Raw genomic sequence first — 18972 nt, 5'->3', positions numbered from 1 at the left:
TTGATTACTTCGTCGGTCGTTGTCGGCGTATGTCGAATCCTGACGAGTCCCCGCCAACTGCCCCCGAAGACGGCTATCTCGAGGGCGTCGACGCCGATTCGGTCCTCGAGGCGGACGGAACGACGCTTTCGCTCACCCCGGCCCAGCACGAGCGGCTGAAAAACCGTCTCCACGGAGCGCAGTTCGCCGCCCTCAGACGCGCCGACGGGCGGTATCTGGTCATCGGCCGCGGCGGCGAGGACGGACCGGGCGAACGACGACAGCGAGTCTGTTCGCTCCTCGAGGAGCGCCGGTCGGCGACCGCTTTTCGGCTCGAGGACTTCGGTTTCACCGGCGAGGAACTGGAACTGTGGGCCCCCGCGTTCGATATCCTCGCCGGAATGGCGACTCACGTCGTCGGCGTGCTCGAGGATTACGACGGCGGCCACGTCTGGGAACTCGGCTTTCTCTACCGACAGCAATCTCACGTCAGGGACGTGCTCTGGTTGCTCAAGCGCGTCTACGACTCGGAATCGAAACGCCGCGAGAAGTACGACAACGGGATGGCCGCCTCCCACCTCGCCGCGCTCGAGGAGGTCGCCGGCGATCACGTTATTCGGTGGTCCGAACCCGAAGACCTGCCCGAGGCGGTGAGCGAGATTCCGGCGACGCTCGAGTGAACCGGGCGCCAACTCGAGAATTTCGGCCCGCAAAAAGCAGAATCGAAGCCAGCCGACCGGCCGGTCCTACCAGGGTTCGTTTTTCAGGCCGAGTTTGTACGCGATCATGTTGGTCGTCACGTGGAGTACCGGAGTGAGCACGACGATCACGAGAACGATGCCCCACGTGAACCAGTCGAAAAACCACTCCGTCGCGAGCAGCGCCGTCAGCGGGAGCGAGACGACGACGAAATCGAGCTGATCGACGCCGGGGAACATCGCACCGCGCTGGCGTCCCGTCCGGCGTTTCGCGAACGAGGCGAGGATGTCGCCGAGCATCGCGCCGCCGGCGAGGCCGAGCGCAGCGAGCGGGGTGAACTCGGGCAGGTCGAACCCGACCGCAGTGCTAACCGACGATGCGGCGGCGGTGAGCACTCCCGCCAGCGCGAGCCCTGCAATTACGCCGGCGGCGGTTCCGCGCCAGGATTTTCCGTCCCCCAGAACGCGTTTGTCGCCCCACGTCCGACCGCCGTCGATCGGCCGTCCGCCGCCCGCCAGCACGGCCGCGTTGTTCGGAACGTAGGCCGGCAACATCACCCAGAACGCGATAGCGACTGTCTCGAGTATTGCCATATCCACCGGAAGGGACCGCCGTGTCTTAACCGGTGGTGATTCCATGTCGCGACTCGCTGTGGTCGAAACCCGGTGTATCGGGGTCAGTGACAGCGTTCGAGGGGTAGTTTTGGGTGACCGTCGTCTCGAGACCTTGTCGACTGTGCTCACCTCACACTCAAGCAGTCGGCCACGCGTCTGCGTACCGAATCCACCCAAATCCGGTCAGTAAAGGGAAGCGCTCTTAATCCCTTAGTGTGAGAACCACTACATGGCTTCGTGGAAACGGGATTTTGCAAGTGGGCTCGTCGTTCTCGGGCCGATCCTCATCACGCTCTATGCGATCTACTGGGTCTACGGACTTATTTCCGGCTTCGTCCCCGAACTGATTCTCGAGGCGGAGGCGCTCGAGTGGTTGATTGGTGGCACCAGTGCCGAGGCCGAAGAGACCCGCAAGCAACTCGCGCGATTGCTTCGGGTCCTGGTCGTACTGACCGTCTTTACCATCCTGACGTTCTCCGTCGGCTATCTCATGCGGACGACCGTCGGCGGGCTTTTCGAACGAATCGTCGACGATATCGCGAACCGCGTCCCAGTGTTACGGGTCGTCTACAACGCCTCGAAGATGGCCGCCGAAACGGCGTTCGGCGAACAGGACTCGCTCCAGAAACCGGTCAAACTCGAGACGTGGGAGGGGCTTCGAATGACGGCGTTCAAAACGGGCAAGGAGACCGATGACGGTCGCGTTGTGCTCTTTTTACCGACTTCTCCGAACATCACGACGGGCTTCGTCGTCGAAGTCGAACCCGAACAGATCGACGAACTCGACGAGGACGTCGAGGACGCGCTTACTCGAGTCCTGAGCGCCGGATTCGGCGACGCGGAGAAAGACCGACGGATGGATGCGGGAGTCCCAATCGATGTCGTCGACGAGCGCGTCTCGGAGATGAAAGCGTCGGTCAACGAGCAAACCTCGGAGGTCAAAGAAAGCGTTAGCGAACAGACCGCAGAAGTCAAAGAGACGGTCAGTGAACAGGCTACGGAAGTCAAAGAAACCGTCAGCGAGCAAACCTCGGAAGTAAAGGAGACGGTGAGCGAACAGGCCACGGAGGTCAAAGAAACCGTCAACGACCGAGAGGGGACGGGGAGCGATGCTATCGGTGAAGAGCAATCCGACGCTGTCGATGGCGACGGAACGCCCGAAAAGAACGACTGATCGAGACGTCAGAGCGATTTCTGGTACCCCACTACGAGCAAAAATCGTTCCCACAGCGTCGACAAGCCGTTTCGCAGCGTCAGTAAGAATCGTTCATATGGCGTCGACTACACGTAATCGAACCACTTGTCGTACTCGTCGGTCCGGCGTTCGACCACTTCGAAGAACTTGTTCTGCAGTTCTTCGGTCACCGGACCGCGAGAGCCGTCGCCGATGACGACGTTGTCGACTTTCCGGATCGGCGTCACTTCCGCGGCGGAGCCGGTAAAGAACAGTTCGTCGGCAGTGTTGAGTTCACCGCGGGAGATCGAGACCGTGTCGTGGACTGTGTAGCCGAGGTCTTCTGCGAGCGTGATGACGGTATCGCGCGTGATGCCATCGAGGATCGATTCGGACAGACCGGGCGTGTAGAGTTCGCCGTCGCGGACCATAAACAGGTTCTCGCCGGGGCCCTCCGCCACGTCGCCTTCCTTGTTGAGTACGATCGCTTCGGCGTAGCCGTTTCGGCGCGCCTCCTCGCCGGCGAGCATGCTGTTGACGTACAGGCCCGTCGTCTTCGCGTTCGTCGGGATCTGGCTCGAGGCGTGTTTTCGCCACGAGGAGATCATCACCTCGATGCCGTTCTCGAGGGCGTCTTCGCCGAGGTACGCGCCCCACGGCCAGGCGGCGATGGCGGTTCGGGTCGGACAGTCGCCGGGGCTCACACCCAGAGAGTTGTAGCCGTAGAACGCGATCGGACGAATGTAACACGAAGAGAGATCCTGGCGCTGGATGAGTTCGACGGTCGCTTCGGTCAGTTCCTCCCGGGAGTGATCGATCTCCATCTCGTAGGGCTTGCACGACTGATAGAGCCGTTCTAAGTGCTCGTCCCAGCGGAAGATAGCCGGTCCCTCCTCGGTGTCATAACAGCGTGCCCCCTCGAAAACGCCGCTCCCGTAGTGAAGTCCGTGGGTTAGCACGTGAATCTGTGCGTCGTCCCAGTCGACAAACTCGCCGTCCATCCAGATCGTGTCGACATCCATCTCGTCGAATCCCATACGCGGGCAGACGCAACGCTCCGTAATGAACGTTCGCGGTTTCGACCGACGTGCTCGATCGATCGACGGTGGTGACTTACCCGAGGCGCTCGAGCACGTCTCGACCCTCGAGGTAGGCGAAGTCGTAGCGGTCGGCGTAGGAGCGGGCGTCCGCGGGAGTCAACGCCTCGCCCGTTTCGTCGTCGAGCATCTCGCAGACGACGACCGCAGGGGGTAGATCGGCGGCGTCCGCGAGCGCCAGACCCAGTTCGGTGTGACCCTCTCGCTGTGCGAGCAGGTCGGGGGCGGCCCTGAGGAGATGGACGTGTCCGGGGACGCGAAATTCCGCCGCGAAGTCGGTCGCCGAGGGGTCGGCGGCGGCCTCCCCAAGGGCGCGAATCGTCGTCGATCGATCGCTGTCCGTAATTCCCGTGTACGTGTCTCGATGGTTGACGGTGAACGAGAACGAGGAGCGTTCGTCGTAGCCGAGTTCGTGATCGGCCGCCGCCGGATGGTCGACCTCGTCGGTGAAAAACGGCAGGTCGAACGCGTCGGCGACGTCGTCCGAAAGCGCGACGCAGACGAGTCCGCCCGCGTCGTTGCGCATGCGAGCGACGGCGTCGGGGGTGACGGCGTCCGCGTGGTAGATGAGATCCGTCTCGCCTTCGCGATCCGCGGCGTCGTGAACGAGGACCGGCTCGCCCGATCGGAACGACTCGAGGGCCCGCCGGAACTCGCTCTCGGTGAGCGATTCGGAACCCTCCGTTCCGGGTTCGGTCTCCGTTCGCATCACCGATCACCCACGGACACCGTCACGTGATCGTCGTCCTCGAGGCCGAGTTCCTCGCGGAGTTTGTCGGGGGCGATGACCTCGAGTTGATCGTCGTCGTGGTGCGTTCGCTCGGGTGCGATCGTGTGGGCGGTCTCGTAGGTGTCACCGTCTGCCGTCTCGATGGTCGCCGGATAGCAGACCGCCGGGCCGTAGGTTCGGTCGTCGTCCTCCCAGCCGTCGATCGGAACAGGCTCGAGCGACGACATCGCGCTCCGTCGTCGAACGCTGTCCTCGCGGAGGTCGACATTGAGGGTCCCCGGGAACGGATCGTAGCCCAAGCGTTCCTCGAACTGCCGTTGGTAGCCGGGCAGCGAGATGTAGTGGCGTCCCTCGCCCATTCCGCTGGTGATCGTGCCCTCGAGTTCGACCTCTGCCCCCGTCTCGAAGACGCGACGGTAGTCCTCGTACTCGGCCCGAAGCACGCGCTCTCCCTCGTCGGTGATGACGACCCACTGGCCGTCGCTGACGGTTTCGCGCTCGAGCAGCCCCGCGCTCTCGAGTCGCTGAAGCCGACGCGAGGCGGTCTGGTTCGAGGCATCGAGCCGATCGGCAATCGCAGAACAGGAAACTTTGACGTCGCCGAAGAGTCCGCCCTCGAGGGCGAGAAGCTTGAGCACGGCGAGTTCGTCGTGCCCGACGGCGGACTCAGTTGCCAGTGACATGCGCTGAAATTCGACCGGTTCGCATAAAAGCATACCGGATATGGAATGCTCCCCAAAACTGAGACGGTGTTTGCGAGCGTTTATTCGTAGTATCCCATATCGGAACACCACGGGCAAAAACTCACTGGTGTCCGTCCGGAACGCTATCGTTCGAAATCGGTTACAGCCGGTTCGATTGCACAGGTGGCCCGGTTGCACAGCCGATCCGCCACACTCGCTCCAGATTGCGGGGAACGGTTAGTCGCTCGCGAGCGGGTCGTCCGCCCAGAACTCGCTGTCTTTCTTCAGTTTCGGCACCCAGGTGTCTTTAGTCTTCGAGAGAAGGGCGACGTTCGAGGCGGGAACGCCCTTGCACTCCGTAAACTCCGGCATGTGCTCTTTGACGTCCTCGGCGAACGCCACGACTTCCTCGTGGTCGGGCATCGATTCGCGGTCAAGTCGACCTCGAGAGTGCCCGACGTGCATGTACGCTTTGAGTTCGATAAAATCCGGATCGGCCCGCTGGTAGTAGGCGGCGTAGAGATCCGGACTGTGCATGTTCTCGCCGTTGATCAACGTCGTTCGGAGGACCGTCCGCGTCTCGTCTTTCTCGGCGAGGACGTCCATCGTCTCGAGCAGTTTCTCCCAGGCGTCCTCTTCCATCGCTTTGACGACCTGATCGAAGGTGTGGCGTTCGGGTGCGTCCACGCTGATGTACAGTTGGGTGGGATCGCACTCGCGGATGACCTCCGGGCGGGTGCCGTTCGAGACGAGGAACGTGGTGATGTCTCGATCGTGGAACGCCTCGATGAGTTCCGGCAGATAGGGATACAATGACGGCTCGCCGTCGAGCGAGATGGCGACGTGGCGCGGTTCCATCGCCTGCTCGAACACCTCGTCGGGGACCTTCTCGTTCCCGCCGAAGCCCGAGAGGAGCTTCTTCTGGAGGGTGATCGAAGCGTCGACGACGGCCTCGGGGTCGTCCCACTCGACGCCGTCGAGTTCGTAGGCGTGGCCGGCGTGATCGCGCCAGCAAAAGACACAGCGTTCGTTACAGCGCACGACGGGGGTCATCTGAATACACCGGTGGGACTCGATCCCGTAGTAGATGTTCTTGTAGCACTTGCCCTCCCCGCGCAGGGCGTTCGCGGTCCAGCCACACGTCTGGGCGGCCGTGTGGTTCTCGCTGTGGTAGTCGGGGTCGGAGACCTGCAAGGTCTCGTCTGAATCGCTCATGGGCGAGCATTGCAGTGACGAGACAAAAGGAGTGCGGTGACACGGTCAGGCGTGCGAGTCGTTCTCGCTCGAGTCCACTCTACTGAGGGCTCTTCCCGATCCATACTTATACGCCGACGAGAACCAGATACCGCCTTATGGACGCAACGGCCGGTGTTTCGCCGCGTTCCACGCGTCTCGAGCGAACAGCGCCACCTTGTTGACCGACCCTCTCACGGGAGCGGTGTCGCCCGGCGAGCGATACGTCGCGATTAACGACCACATAACCGTCGTCGCCATCGCCCCCAGCGCCGAAAACGTCATCCCGAGCGTCGAGAACGTAAACGCGTACGTCCCGCCGACGAGCATCGACGGAACGCTCGTTCCCAGCGGGACACGAGCGCTTACGTCGCGCAGCGTTGGCGCGAGGAAAACGATCGAAAGCGAACTTCCAAGCATGAACACAAAGTCTTGCCACATCATCGACTCAAAGTACTCGATGGCGAGTAAATATACCCTTTGATTCAGAAGGTGCTAGTTGGGAATATATTCAATGAAGATTGATTGTTTTCGCCGTATAGCGCTTGCTAACGCCGGCAACCGCAGTATTCTACACGAACATCAATGAACGGTTTCGTGGTGGTGGACCGACGATGCCGGGCCGAGGAACGCTCCACCGCGCGCTCGAGCGGTCACCGCGCGCGGTGGTGCGCGAAGCGGTGGCGCGCGGAAAACTGGGCCGATCACGTTCGGCGTACTCCGTTCGAACGCTGGTAATCGTACATTTTACCGTCCAAATCTGGCCCAATACGTCATTGTCCGATCGTTCACGTGCGTTCTGGACCGGCGGCGGCAACGAACACGGAAACGCCGTTCAGGCGGACGCCACTCGCTCGAGCAGCGCCAGCGTTCCGTCGGCGTGAGCATCCGCGAGCACCTCGTCCGCGGCCGCTCGAGCGGCCTCGTCGGCGTTGGCGACGGCGAACGACCGGTCGACGGCCTCGAACGTGGCGACGTCGTTTTCGGAGTCACCGACGGCGACGGCCTCGGTGAGATCGACGTTCGTGTGCTCGGCGATCGTCCGAACGCCGTCTCCCTTGTTCGGTGCCGCGTCTTTGACGTGGTAGGCGTAGCCAGTATCGACGACCTCGAGTCCGTACTCGGCCGCGATCGCTCGAAGCGGTTCGACGGGTTGGTCGTACTGGACGGCGATTTCGGTTTCCCGCCAGCGGTTGACCGTGTCTTCGGGACCCCAGCCGAGGCTGTAGCCCGCGGCCTCGTACTCCCGGGCGACGGCCTCGGCGGCCTCGCGGTCGGCGGTGAAGAAGACGTCGTCGCCCGTGTAGACGACGCCGCCGTTTTCGGCGACGACCAGTTCCGGAACGCCCAGAAAGTGACAGAGCGCGACGGGGTAGGGAAACGCCTTCCCGGTCGCGATCACGATCGGCGCCTCCCACTCGAGAAGCGGGTCGAAGATTCGGGGATCGATTCCCCACCCCTCCGGGCGGGTGAGCGTTCCGTCGATATCGAGGACCAGCGGCGGGTCGGCGGTCATGGCCGTCACTCGAGGGTCGAACGGCCTAAAAGAGTCGGTTCGGGTGTGCTCGAGGTGAGTGGTCGCAAGCGAATCGCCGCCAACAGAGCTGAAAGAGAGGCCGCAGCGAAGCCCGAATCCCGTCAGAGCGCGAGATAGCCCGCGTTGGGCAGGATGCCGACAAGATAGAGCACCCCGAGCACGAGCATGAACGCGGCGATGGCCATCGCCGGCGGGTCGACGTGCGTCCCGGAGTGCGAGTAGAACACCCGCTGGGACAGTTCACCGATGAGGGCGCTGATCGCGCCGAACGCGCCGGCGACGAGCAACACGATGGGATCGCTCCCGATGGCCGCCGCCGCGATCACCGCGCCCGTCGACCCCAGCAGCGTGATGTGGTGGGTGACGGGAATCTTCTCGACGCCGAGGTTGAGAAACAGCAGGCTCATCGCCGAGATCGCGTAGCCCAGGAAGATACTGCCGGTCTCGAGCCAGATGAATCCCCCGAGGAGCCCGCCGACGATCCCGATGGCGGTCACGCCGGCCCACTCGTACTGGTGGGGGAGCCAGGGTTCGGTCGCCAGTCGGTCGGTCTCGGTCCCGCCGTCGGCGGCCACGCGCATTTCCTCGCGTTCGAACGGCGACATGTCGAGGATGCTCGAGCCGCCGACTCGACCCACGATCGGGTACCCGAACGCGAGTCGCGCCAGGAAGGCCGTCGCTACGACCGAGAGCGCGATGTTGTCCGTCGGGAAGCCGACGCCGTCCAGTCCACGCGTGATGAGCATCCCGAGGACGCCGAAGATCGCGCCGACCGCGAGGATGTCGGGTTTGGTACCGAACGCGTAGAGGATGTCCTTCCCGAAGTGGTAGTCCCAGTCGGCTGGCTCCATCTCGGGGTACTTCCTCCCGGCGTAGGCGGTCGCGGCGACGCCGCCGGCGAAGGCGATGTGGGGGCCGGTGACCGGGCCGAACCCGATCGTTCCGGTGATGCCCGTCGCGAGTTCGCCCGAGGGAACGACATCGAGGCCGCCGATCGCTCGCTCGAGGATCGCGAGACCCTCGCCGAGGAAGACGACGAAGCCGGTGAAGACGAACGAGGGGAGCGCGCCGAGCGCGGCACCGAACGCTCCGCCGGCGAGTGCGGCGATGAGCAGGACGGCGAACGCTTCGAACTCCATGTCGACGATCGGAACCTGAAGTATCATCCCTATCATAGATTACTCCTCCCCGTCCCGCGCCCAGTCGCGCGATCGATCGACGGCGTCGGACCACCGTGAGTACATGTCATCCGCCGTCTTTCCGTCCATCTCCGGCTCGAACCGCCTGTCGACCTGCCAGTTGTCACGGAGCCCCTCGACGTCGTCCCAGTAGCCGACGGCGAGGCCGGCGGCGTAAGCCGAACCGAGCGCCGTCGTCTCGTCGACGACCGGCCGCGAGATCTCAGAGCCGATGATGTCCGCCTGCAACTGACACAGGTAGTTGTTCTTCACTGCGCCGCCGTCCACCTTCAACGAGGTCATCTCGATTCCCGAGTCGGCTTCCATCGCCTCGGCGACATCGCGGGTCTGGTAGGCGATGGACTCGAGGGTCGCTCGGACGATGTGTTCCTTGCGGGTGCCGCGGGTCATGCCGAGGATCGTCCCGCGCGCACGCTGGTCCCAGTGGGGTGCGCCCAGTCCCGTAAACGCGGGGACGACGTAGACGCCGTCGGTCGAATCGATGCTCCGGGCCAGCTCTGCGGTTTCCGCCGGATCGTCGATGAGCGAGACGTCCTCGAGCCACTCGATCGCCGCGCCGGTGATGAAGATCGACCCCTCGAGGGCGTACTGGACCGGTTCGCCCGAGCGCTGGAACCCGATCGTCGTGAGCAGGCCGTGATCGCTCTCGACGGCCTCCTCGCCGGTGTTCATGAGGAAGAACGAGCCCGTTCCGTAGGTGTTCTTTGCCTCGCCGGGATCGAAACACGTCTGGCCGAACAGGGCGGCCTGCTGGTCGCCGAGCGCGCCGGCGACCGGCACTTCCGCCTCGAGAAAGCCGTCCGGATCCGTCGTGCCGTAGGTCTGGTCGTCGCTCGAGGGCCGAACCTCGGGCAGCATCTCCTGGGGAACGCCGAATTCCGCGAGGAGGTCGTCGTCCCACTCGAGGTCGTGGATGTTGTACAACATCGTCCGCGAGGCGTTTGTCACCTCGGTGATGTGGTTGCCCGTGAGGTTGTAGATGAGCCAGCTATCGATGGTGCCAAAGAGCACCTCGCCGTTTGCCGCACGGTCGCGAATGTCTTCCGGACGGCTTCGCTCGAGTTTGATCGGGTCCGCGTTCTCGAGGAGCCACTCCGCTTTCGTCGCGGAGAAGTAGGCGTCGGCCTCGAGTCCCGTCTTCTCGCGGATCTCCTCGACCATCCCCTCGGCCTCGAGTTGTTCGACCCGATCGGTAGTGCGCCGATCTTGCCAGACGATGGCGTTGTGGACGGGTCTGCCGGTGTCGGCGTCCCAGAGCAGCGTCGTCTCGCGCTGGTTGGTGACGCCGATGGCCTCGAGTTGGTCGGGGCTGATCCCCGCCTGTCCGAGCGCCGTCGTGACGACGCTCTTGGTCGCGTCCCAGATCTCCATCGGGTCGTGTTCGACCCAACCGGGTTCCGGGTAGATCTGCTCGTGTTTCTCGTACGCGTTCGCGACGACCTGTCCGCCGTGGTCGAAGACGATGAACCGCGTGCCGGTCGTTCCCTGATCGATTGCGCCAACGTATGTCGGATCTGTCACTGGTAGTCACCCTGGAAGTCACGCGATAGTTTATCGACGATCGCGTGTTAGTGGTAAACAATATCTACGATCGTGATAAATGTTTCCGTGCATACTCAAAGTTCGATGGATCGAGATCGAACGGATCCTCGATCCAAACGATGAAAACGGCAGCTCCACGGTATCTCTCGAACTCCGTCAATTTATGACATACGGTACAATCACACACCACATAGTATTTCGGGTCGAGTCGGCTCGAGCGAATTTATTATGGATGGTTGTACGGTGTCGATAAAATAAAGAGGACTGGGCCCAACGTGTTGGTGAAGGGATGGCACACGATACGGAGGTCCTCGTTCTCGGCGGCGGCTCGACCGGCTGCGGGACCGCCAGAGATCTGGCGCGACGCGGGCTCGAGGTAACCCTCGTCGAGCGAGGAAACCTGACTGACGGAACAACCGGCCGAATGCACGGACTGTTACACAGCGGCGGGCGGTACGCGGTGTCCGATCAGCCAAGCGCGACCGAATGCATCGAGGAAAACGAAATCCTGCGGGAAATCGCGGGCCACTGCGTCGAAGAGACCGGCGGCCTGTTCGTCCAGCGCCCGGAGGATCCGGACGAGTACTTCCGGGAGAAACTCGAGGGATGTCGGGAGTGTAACATCCCCGCCGAGGTGCTGTCGGGACGCGAGGCCCGCGAGGTCGAACCGTACCTCGCGAGCGACGTCACGCGGGCTATCAAGGTGCCCGACGGTGCGGTGGATCCGTTCAGGCTCTGTGTCGCGAACGCGATGGACGCGGAGAACCACGGGGCGCGCGTCGAAACCCACGCCGAGGTCGTCGACCTTCTTCGAGACGGCGACGACATCTACGGCGTCGAGGTGAGACACGATTCGGGACCGGGAACGCGAGACCACGGCGCGGCCGGCACCACCGAGGAGATCACCGCCGACTACGTCGTGAACGCGACCGGCGCGTGGGCCGGCCGGATCGGTGCGATGGCGGACCTCGAGGTCGCGGTTCGGCCCTCGAAGGGCGTGATGACGATCATGAACGTCCGGCAGGTCGACACCGTCATCAACCGCTGCCGGCCGAAGGGGGACGCGGACATCGTCGTTCCCCACGAGACGACGGCGATCCTGGGGACGACCGACGAGGAGGTCGACGATCCCGACGACTATCCCGAGGCCGAGTGGGAGGTCGACGCGATGATCGATACGCTCTCGGAACTGCTCCCGATTCTTTCGGAATCTCGAACGATCCGCTCGTTCTGGGGCGTTCGACCGCTTTACGAACCGCCGGGAACCGGGACGCAGGATCCGACGGACATCACGCGCGATTTCTTCCTGCTCGATCACGACGAGCGAGACGGCGTCACGGGCATGTCGACCATCGTCGGCGGCAAGTTCACCACCTACCGGGCGATGGCCGAGGAGATCGCCGACCACGTCTGTGACAAACTCGGCGTCCGCGCGACCTGTGACACCGCCGAGGCGGCGCTGCCCGGCAGTGAAAACCTCGCGGTTCTCGAGGACGCGATGGACGACTTCGGCCTCCGATCGCCGATCGCGCGACGCAGCAAACAGCGCCTGGGGAGCCGGTCCGAAGCCGTCCTCGAGACCGAGCAGGCCAATCCGGTGCTCTGTGCCTGCGAGGGCGTGACGCGAGCGGAGGTACAGGACGCGATCGGCCAGTCGGGGTCGGACCTCAACGCCGTCCGGATCCGGACTCGCGCCTCGATGGGGAACTGTCAGGGCGGCTTTTGCTGCCAGCAGCTGGCCTGCGAACTCCACCCCGAGTACGACGAGGAGACGACGCGAACGGCGCTCGACGAGCTGTATCAGGAGCGGTGGAAGGGCCAGCGCCACGCCCTCTGGGGCGAACAGCTCTCGCAGGCGATGCTCACCTACACCCTGCACGCGACGACGATGAACCGGGACCGGGATCCGGCGGGCGGTGACGAACGGATCGCCTTCGACGCGTTCGACGGCGGAACGGGGGGCGAGCACTGAGATGGCCATCGAAGAAGACGTCCTCGTCATCGGCGGCGGGCTGGCGGGCGCGACGGCCGCTCTCTCGGCGGCCGAACGCGACGCGACGGTTCGCCTCGTCAGCTACAAGCAAAGCACCCTCCGTCACGCCAGCGGGCTGATCGACGTGCTCGGCTACGAGCCGACGGCAGTCGCCGAAACGGCCGACGAGCGCGATGAGGAAGAATCGACGACGCCGCTGGTCGATCCGTTCGAGGTCATTCCCGACCTCCCCGAGGGCCATCCCTACGAGCGGGTCGGCCTCGAGGCGGTCCGCGAGTCGCTGTTGTTCTTCGATTCGATCGTCGGCGACGCCTACGCGGGCGAACACACCGACGCGAACGCGCTGGTTCCGACCCACGGCGGGACCGTAAAGCCCACCGCCCGCTACCCGGCGACGACAGCCGCAGGGATCGCGAGCGATCCGCGGTCGACCCTGTTGGTCGGCTTCGAAACCCTCCCCGACTTCGACGCCCCGCTGGCTTCGGCCCACCTTCAGGCCGCTGGGGTTCCGTTCGAGAGCCGCGGCGTCACGCTCTCGTTCCCGGGAATCAAACGGGACGACGCGAAGATCACCCGGTACGCCCACATCCTCGAGCGCGACGAATCGGTCGATTCGGGTGCCGGCGCGGCTCCCGCACGGGCGGCGCTCGCCCACGCGATCGGATCGGAACTCGAGGGCGAGTCTCGAGTCGGACTGCCCGCAATACTCGGCGACGACCACGCGACCACCGTTCGTCGCGACCTCGAGGAACGACTCGGCGTCGACGTCTTCGAGGTGCCGATGGGACCGCCGAGCCTTCCCGGCATCCGGCTCGAGGAACTGCTCTACGACGCGCTCGAGGCGGCGGGCGTTCGGGTGACGACCGGCGTTCCCGTCGTCGACTACGAATCATCCGACGCGAGCGAAACCGCCGCCGGCCGCGGGCGTATCGAGCGCGTCCTCGTCGACCGGAAGCGAAAGCGAGTGCCCTACAGCGCGGATCAGTATATCCTTGCGACGGGCGGACTGGTCGGCAAGGGCGTCCAATCCGACCGCGAACGGGTCTACGAACCGATTTTCGACTGCCACGTTCCACACGGCGAGGACCGATACGACTGGTTCGTCGACGAGGCCTTCGGCGAGCATCCCTTCGCTCGGTTCGGTCTCGCGGTCGACCGGACGCTGTGCCCGCTGGGGGCCGACGGCGAACGCGAGTTTTCGAACCTGCGCGCCGCGGGTGGAGTGCTCGGCGGCTTCGACGCCGCCGCGGAGAAATCCGGCGGCGGCGTTTCGCTGGCGACCGGCTACGCCGCGGGGGCCGCCGCCGGCGAGGAGGCGGGACGATGAGCGCCCTGCGATCGGCGAACGACGGCGACGTTCAGCAGTTCGACCGATACACGCCGTCTACGGACGATCGACGAACGACCGCAGCGACTCGAGCGACGACGGTGATTCGATGAGTGAGACACACCAGCCAACGGACGACGGATCGGAAAGCAACGAGTTCGAACCGGTACAGGTCTTTCCGGAGGCCGAGGAGATGGACCTCCGACCGGGCGCGGACGACTGTTATAAGTGCTCGACGTGCGATACGAACTGTCCCGTTGCCGAGGTCGACGACGAGTTCCCCGGGCCGAAGTTCCAGGGGCCCGAACAGTGGCGGCTCAAGCGACAGGACGACCACGACATCGACGACTCGGTGATGAAGTGTTCGAACTGCATGCGCTGTGATAACGCCTGCCCCTCGGAGGTGCCGCTCTCCCAGATGCACAACACGGCCAGAGGCGAGTACGTCGAGCAGAACATGAGCAAGTTCTCTCGAGAGTACTGGCGGAATCGACTCCTCTCGAACTACGGCACCATGGCTCGCATCGGAAGTAAAGTACCTCGCCTCACGAACTTCGTGATGGGGTTGACAGTGACACAGGTACTAAACGAGAAGCTACTGGGGATCACCGGCGAACGGGAGTTCCCCTCGTTCGCGACGGAGACGTTCCGCGAGTGGTGGGAAAAACGGGGCGGGGCCGCCGCCTCGAGGAAGAACGCACGGGAAGCCAGAACGCGCCGGAAGGACTCGAGCGCCGACGAGCAAAAGCGCGTCGCGTACTTCCACGGCTGTTACTCGAATTACAACACGCCCGAGGTCGGCAAGGCGATGGTTCAGGTCTTCGAACACTTCGGCTACGAAGTCCTCGTCCCCGACCAGCGGTGTTCGGGAACCCCGATGTACGCGAACGGAATGCTCGACGACGCCGAACGCGCCGCCGAGACGAACGTCGACGAACTGGGCGCTGCGATCAAAGACGGCGCGGAGATCATCGCCTCCTGTACGTCCTGCTCGATGTCGCTACGCCAGGAGTATCCCGAACTCTTCGACTTCGAGGACACGGAAACGGTCGCCGAACACACCTGGGAGGCCCTCGAGTTCCTGCGGGTTCACGAGGACTTAGAGAGCGAACTCGCCGGTACGAGCGTCGAGGGATCGGACGTCGCCTACCACACGCCGTGTCACGCGCGAAATCAAGGCCTCGACGGCCAGACCGTCGAGGTGCTCTCGACCATCGACGGCATCGACGCACACGACGTGGGCGATTCGTGTTCGGGAATCTCCGGCACCTACGGCTGGAAGGACGAGCACTACGATACGTCGATGGCAATCGGCGCGGAGATGTTCGAACACATGGAGCAAGCAGACGCCGAGTCCGGAATGACGGAGTGTCCGACCTGCGCGATGCAGATGGAACACGGGACCGGCTACGAGATCGAACACCCGCTCGAGGTCCTTTCGGCGGCGCTGGTCGACTCCGAGAACGGCGATGGTCCCGATGCGAGCGGAGGGGACGCCGCCTGATGGATCTGCACGAACGGATCGCTCGACGGCAGTCGGCACACAACGGCGGCCGGCTCCTCGTCGACCGCGAGTATCTCAGTCCGGCCGTCCACGCGTCCGAACCCGTCGGTCGCGGCTCGGTGCTCGAGCGCTGTCTCGACGCGCTCGAGCCGGTGTTCGACGGCGAGTTGCCCCCGCCGATCGCCGTCGCCGGCCCGCCGGGATCGGGAACGTCCGCGGTCGTAACGGCGCTGTTCGCGGCGTTGAACGAGATCTTCGGGGACTCGGGCCGGGTAATCGGAACGTCGACGCGAACCGATCGCTCGGGGCCGACGACGTGGTTCGTCTACATCGACGGGCGACGGGTCAAAACCCCCTTCGCGTTCTATCGAGCCGCGCTCTCGACCATATCCGACGAAACGGTTCCGGAGAGCGGCATCGGCACCGACGAGCTTCGAGGGCGGTTGGTGAGCCGGCTCGAGCGACCGAATCACCGAGCCATCGTCGCCATCGACCACCACGACGAACCGGAGACGCTCGCGTACGAGCGGGTTCTCGAGCTGCTCGGGTCGGTCGAGGACGATGTCACAACCGTTGCCGTGGGCACGAGCGAACCCGGCGACTGGAACGGGCCGACGGTGGATTTGCCGGCATACAGACGCCACGAACTCGTCGACATCCTCGCCGATCGAACCTCGACAGGCCTCGCCGCCGGCGCGATCGAACACGACTCGATCCGAGCCCTCGCCGACTGGGCCGAGGGAAACGCCCACAACGCGCTCGCAGCGCTCTACGTCGCCGCAAGTCTCGCGAACGAGGCAAACGAAGGCCGGATCGGCGAAGACCACCTCGAGACCGCGATGGCGGACGTACCGAAGACCGGCGTACACATCGATCGAACGCTATCCTTGTCATCGAACAGACAGAAGGTGCTTCTCGACCTCTTGTCAGTTTCGGAGAATTCGAAGCCGATTCGCGAGGTCGCACGAGAGATCGAATCGGAGTCGTCGGTGACGGCGAGCACCGTGACGCGATTCCTCTACGAACTCGCCGATCTCGAGGTTCTCGAGCGCGTTGGGCTGGATTCAACGGGATCTGGGCGTCGTCCGAGTTCGGTCGAACCGCGGTTCTCGCCGATCGCATTTCGGTCACTCGTCGCCGAGTAGCGTCAGACACCAGCGGTTGTTTTTTGTACTTTGCACTCAATTGATAGATAGAGAGGAGGTAGCATGAGTATTGAATTTGAAGGGACGACAAATCCTGCTGGGCTTGAAGTATATGATTCGATCGAGCAGCGACGGTTACAGATCAAAACATCTGATACTATTTCCCCAACACCAGTTGCGACGGAGAATTTTTATTTTCCTGTTGATAAATCATGCACGTTCAAAACTGCCGAACTCTTCTTCGATCAGCTTTACTCTGTTACCACCCATGACAATACAGGCCGGGCGAAAGAGAATCTCGATGCTGGCGATGTTGTAAACCTCGACACTGGAACGCGATTTGTCGGTCTCAGTGGACCAATTAGATTGTACGTACAAGTCGACTGTCCAGCAACGATCGAAGTAGGTCTGAAGTCAATTCGCATATCCCTTGAAAGCGAAGCGACGGTTAGGCTTGGCATGAGATCGCTTCACGAGCATCCCGCCGAGACGATTACAACTTCACACGACGTAGAATCGATGATGAAAGCAGTCTCAGCATTTCCATCGGCACTTAAAACGACAAGTGCTGAGCGTGCTTGGCCGACACTCAGGGGACATCCACCACTCATTGAACTCGGTGATGAACTGCACATTCCAGAAGGGGCTGAACAACCAGAGAGCGAGATTCAAATAACGATTCCACCAGAATATCAAAACTTGTTCCACGCTGCTCCGCTTGCATTTTACCTTGGAGCGACTATTCGTCCGGGTACAGAACCGCTGCTCAAAACTAGCGAGTTCGATTACGCACTTGGGACTGAACAGGAATTAGAAGACGAGTTTGCTCGCTTGTTAAAGCAAATTTTCTTTCTCGATTGCTTGACCCGGACTGAAGGCATTTTTGGGAATAGACTTCACGAGTTAACGATGCTGGAAGATGAGCTCCCACTTGACCTTGCTGAAACGTATTCACTCTCCCTATCCGAACAACTTGAACGATATCTCGAGATTCCATACGATTGGATTAAACAGTACATTCCTCGCTGGCCACTGACGGCACACGTCCCCTCAACGCCAGAAAACGCCGAGCTACTGCCGTTTATCGTCAACGAACTCGGGATTATTCGTGAAACTAAATCCCATCGGAAACCAACACTAGAACAGCACAAGCCGACAGAGGCGCAGTTTGTCCGATCAGCAAGCGAATACAGAACCGAGAATGTGGATTTGTCGACGGACAGTAACTCGTTCGTCAAGCCAGCAGTTACCGACGAATCAATCGAACATGCATGGTTTGGTAAGCAAATTCCTCTTGGAGCGTCAAAAGCGTCGGTTGAAGCGTATCAAAGTCAATTGTCTCGCGATTCACTGCGTGAATCGATCGAAATTCTCATCGTTTGCAACGATGCACGGATGACCGACGAACACGATTTTCTTGACCAAACCTATGGCAATCGTGAAACGCTTCCGTTCGACATCGACTCTGAATTCGGAGTCAGTTCGGATCGTCTCGCAGAATTGTTGACCGAAGGCGGGTACGACTTCGTCCACTACATTGGCCACGCTACTGAAGATGGTATCAAATGTCTTGATGGCGACCTTGACGTAAGAACGCTCGATTCTGTCGATGTCGGTGTCTTCTTCCTAAACGCCTGTCGCTCATATGAACAGGGACTTGCACTCACTCAGCGTGGCGCATATGGAGGAGTGAGTACATACAATGACGTTATAAACGAACACGCCGTCGAAACGGGAGAAATGATGGCCCGATTACTCAACCGAGGATTTTCGCTTCGAGGCGCACTCGAGATCACGCGAGAGAACTCGACACTCGGCGACGAATATCTTATCGTTGGCGATGGTTCAGTTGATATCGCACAAACGGAAGGCGGTGCTCCATCGATAATTTCGCTCGAGAAGTACGAAGGATCTGAATTTGGATTCGCGCTACAGTCGTACTCAACAAAGGAGTTTAAGCTCGGGTCAGTAACAGCATCATTACTAGAATCCGTGCAAGACCGCCATCTGAGCCCAGGAAAAATGCCTACCTCTCGGGTCGAAAAGGAATCATTAGAAGAATACCTCACATGGACTGAGTTGCCTATTTTAATCAACGGAGAGTTGGAATGGAATGATGGAATTGGCCCATTACCAATAGATTGAGAAAGCATGTAACCGAAGCAAAAGCAATTATAAATCCCATTTCCAACTAAGATCGTGTTGAGAAAACCAAGTAACCGATCTTCTCCCTTCTAAAACCTACGGACCCACCTGAGTGTGTGTTCCAGCAGCGACTGTTCCTGCCTGTCCGAGCAGCAGCACGAGCGTGAACAGCGCGCCGAGCATTCGTGGGTGCGATGCGAGGAAGTCTTTCATGGATTCTGTTGCGGACATTGCATTCCATTAATTGTTTCCATTGGTAATAAATATATCTTATATCCTCAAAGATGTTTTATGTAAAATACATGGTTCAAAATATAAGTTCAGCTGTCTGTGAGAAGACAATTGCTAGCAGTAACCCGATTTCCGATCCC

The 18972-nt window shown here is 61.7% G+C and carries 17 protein-coding genes and 1 pseudogene; 7 read left to right on the top strand and 11 right to left on the bottom strand.

The features are described from left to right. Positions 1 to 29 precede the first annotated feature (29 nt). Positions 30 to 659, top strand: coding sequence for a hypothetical protein (locus HALLA_RS02455; protein WP_049951901.1), 630 nt, complete (start codon positions 30 to 32; stop codon positions 657 to 659). Positions 660 to 725: 66 nt separating this feature from the next. Here HALLA_RS02455 and HALLA_RS02450 read toward each other — a convergent pair whose 3' ends face one another. Continuing rightward, a complete protein-coding gene (locus tag HALLA_RS02450) occupies positions 726 to 1271 on the bottom strand; it encodes a CDP-2,3-bis-(O-geranylgeranyl)-sn-glycerol synthase (protein WP_049951900.1) in 546 nt (181 codons plus the stop codon). Positions 1272 to 1521: 250 nt separating this feature from the next. Between HALLA_RS02450 and HALLA_RS02445 the strand changes: the two are divergent. Continuing rightward, positions 1522 to 2184: pseudogene (locus HALLA_RS02445) on the top strand (DUF502 domain-containing protein); the annotation flags it as partial. Between the two features lie 389 nt (positions 2185 to 2573). Here the strand turns inward: HALLA_RS02445 and HALLA_RS02440 are convergent. From HALLA_RS02440 to glpK, 9 genes are all read right to left on the bottom strand, one after another. Next, a complete protein-coding gene (locus HALLA_RS02440) occupies positions 2574 to 3503 on the bottom strand; it encodes a branched-chain amino acid transaminase (protein WP_049951899.1) in 930 nt (309 codons plus the stop codon). 76 nt (positions 3504 to 3579) lie between these two features. Next, positions 3580 to 4272: a 3,4-dihydroxy-2-butanone-4-phosphate synthase gene (ribB, locus tag HALLA_RS02435; RefSeq protein WP_049951898.1), complete on the bottom strand. Its 693-nt coding sequence runs from the start codon at positions 4270 to 4272 to the stop codon at positions 3580 to 3582. Next, positions 4272 to 4976 (bottom strand): DUF120 domain-containing protein, encoded by a 705-nt coding sequence (locus HALLA_RS02430; protein ID WP_049951897.1) that lies wholly within the window; start codon positions 4974 to 4976, stop codon positions 4272 to 4274. Before HALLA_RS02430 ends, ribB begins: the two co-directional genes overlap by 1 nt. Positions 4977 to 5213: 237 nt before the next feature. Beyond that, entirely contained in the window at positions 5214 to 6191 is a 978-nt protein-coding gene (gene twy1, locus HALLA_RS02425; protein WP_049951896.1) for a 4-demethylwyosine synthase TYW1, read from the bottom strand. A 135-nt stretch (positions 6192 to 6326) separates the two neighbouring features. Continuing rightward, positions 6327 to 6653: a hypothetical protein gene (locus HALLA_RS02420; protein WP_084568907.1), complete on the bottom strand. Its 327-nt coding sequence runs from the start codon at positions 6651 to 6653 to the stop codon at positions 6327 to 6329. Positions 6654 to 6791: 138 nt separating this feature from the next. Further along, positions 6792 to 6917, bottom strand: coding sequence for a hypothetical protein (locus tag HALLA_RS21580; RefSeq protein ID WP_277921473.1), 126 nt, complete (start codon positions 6915 to 6917; stop codon positions 6792 to 6794). 127 nt (positions 6918 to 7044) lie between these two features. Beyond that, positions 7045 to 7725 carry an HAD-IIB family hydrolase gene (locus tag HALLA_RS02415; protein WP_049951895.1) on the bottom strand — a complete coding sequence of 227 codons (681 nt, stop codon included), beginning with the start codon at positions 7723 to 7725 and terminating at the stop codon, positions 7045 to 7047. Between the two features lie 122 nt (positions 7726 to 7847). Beyond that, complete coding sequence (locus tag HALLA_RS02410; RefSeq protein ID WP_049951894.1) at positions 7848 to 8921, bottom strand: hypothetical protein; 1074 nt, start codon at positions 8919 to 8921, stop codon at positions 7848 to 7850. A 3-nt stretch (positions 8922 to 8924) separates the two neighbouring features. Further along, positions 8925 to 10466 carry a glycerol kinase GlpK gene (gene glpK, locus HALLA_RS02405; RefSeq protein ID WP_049951893.1) on the bottom strand — a complete coding sequence of 514 codons (1542 nt, stop codon included), beginning with the start codon at positions 10464 to 10466 and terminating at the stop codon, positions 8925 to 8927. Between the two features lie 310 nt (positions 10467 to 10776). Between glpK and glpA the strand changes: the two genes are divergently transcribed. The 5 genes from glpA to HALLA_RS02380 all read left to right on the top strand — a co-directional run bounded on the left by glpA (position 10777) and on the right by HALLA_RS02380 (position 18601). After that, positions 10777 to 12459, top strand: coding sequence for an anaerobic glycerol-3-phosphate dehydrogenase subunit GlpA (glpA, locus tag HALLA_RS02400; RefSeq protein WP_049951892.1), 1683 nt, complete (start codon positions 10777 to 10779; stop codon positions 12457 to 12459). A 1-nt stretch (position 12460) separates the two neighbouring features. Then, positions 12461 to 13807, top strand: a complete 1347-nt coding sequence (gene glpB / locus HALLA_RS02395; RefSeq protein ID WP_049951891.1) for a glycerol-3-phosphate dehydrogenase subunit GlpB — start codon at positions 12461 to 12463, stop codon at positions 13805 to 13807. A gap of 109 nt (positions 13808 to 13916) precedes the next feature. After that, complete coding sequence (locus HALLA_RS02390) at positions 13917 to 15311, top strand: anaerobic glycerol-3-phosphate dehydrogenase subunit C (RefSeq protein ID WP_049951890.1); 1395 nt, start codon at positions 13917 to 13919, stop codon at positions 15309 to 15311. Further along, positions 15311 to 16456, top strand: a complete 1146-nt coding sequence (locus tag HALLA_RS02385) for a Cdc6/Cdc18 family protein (protein WP_049951889.1) — start codon at positions 15311 to 15313, stop codon at positions 16454 to 16456. Before HALLA_RS02390 ends, HALLA_RS02385 begins: the two co-directional genes overlap by 1 nt. 63 nt (positions 16457 to 16519) lie before the next feature. After that, complete coding sequence (locus tag HALLA_RS02380; protein WP_049951888.1) at positions 16520 to 18601, top strand: hypothetical protein; 2082 nt, start codon at positions 16520 to 16522, stop codon at positions 18599 to 18601. A gap of 96 nt (positions 18602 to 18697) precedes the next feature. Here HALLA_RS02380 and HALLA_RS21575 read toward each other — a convergent pair whose 3' ends face one another. After that, complete coding sequence (locus tag HALLA_RS21575; protein ID WP_277921472.1) at positions 18698 to 18832, bottom strand: DUF7503 family protein; 135 nt, start codon at positions 18830 to 18832, stop codon at positions 18698 to 18700. Positions 18833 to 18972 lie beyond the last annotated feature (140 nt).

This window comes from Halostagnicola larsenii XH-48, assembly GCF_000517625.1.
In the GTDB taxonomy this organism is placed as follows: domain Archaea; phylum Halobacteriota; class Halobacteria; order Halobacteriales; family Natrialbaceae; genus Halostagnicola; species Halostagnicola larsenii.
Note: the sequence above shows the minus strand (reverse complement) of the source record. Positions and strands in the feature narration are given on the sequence as shown.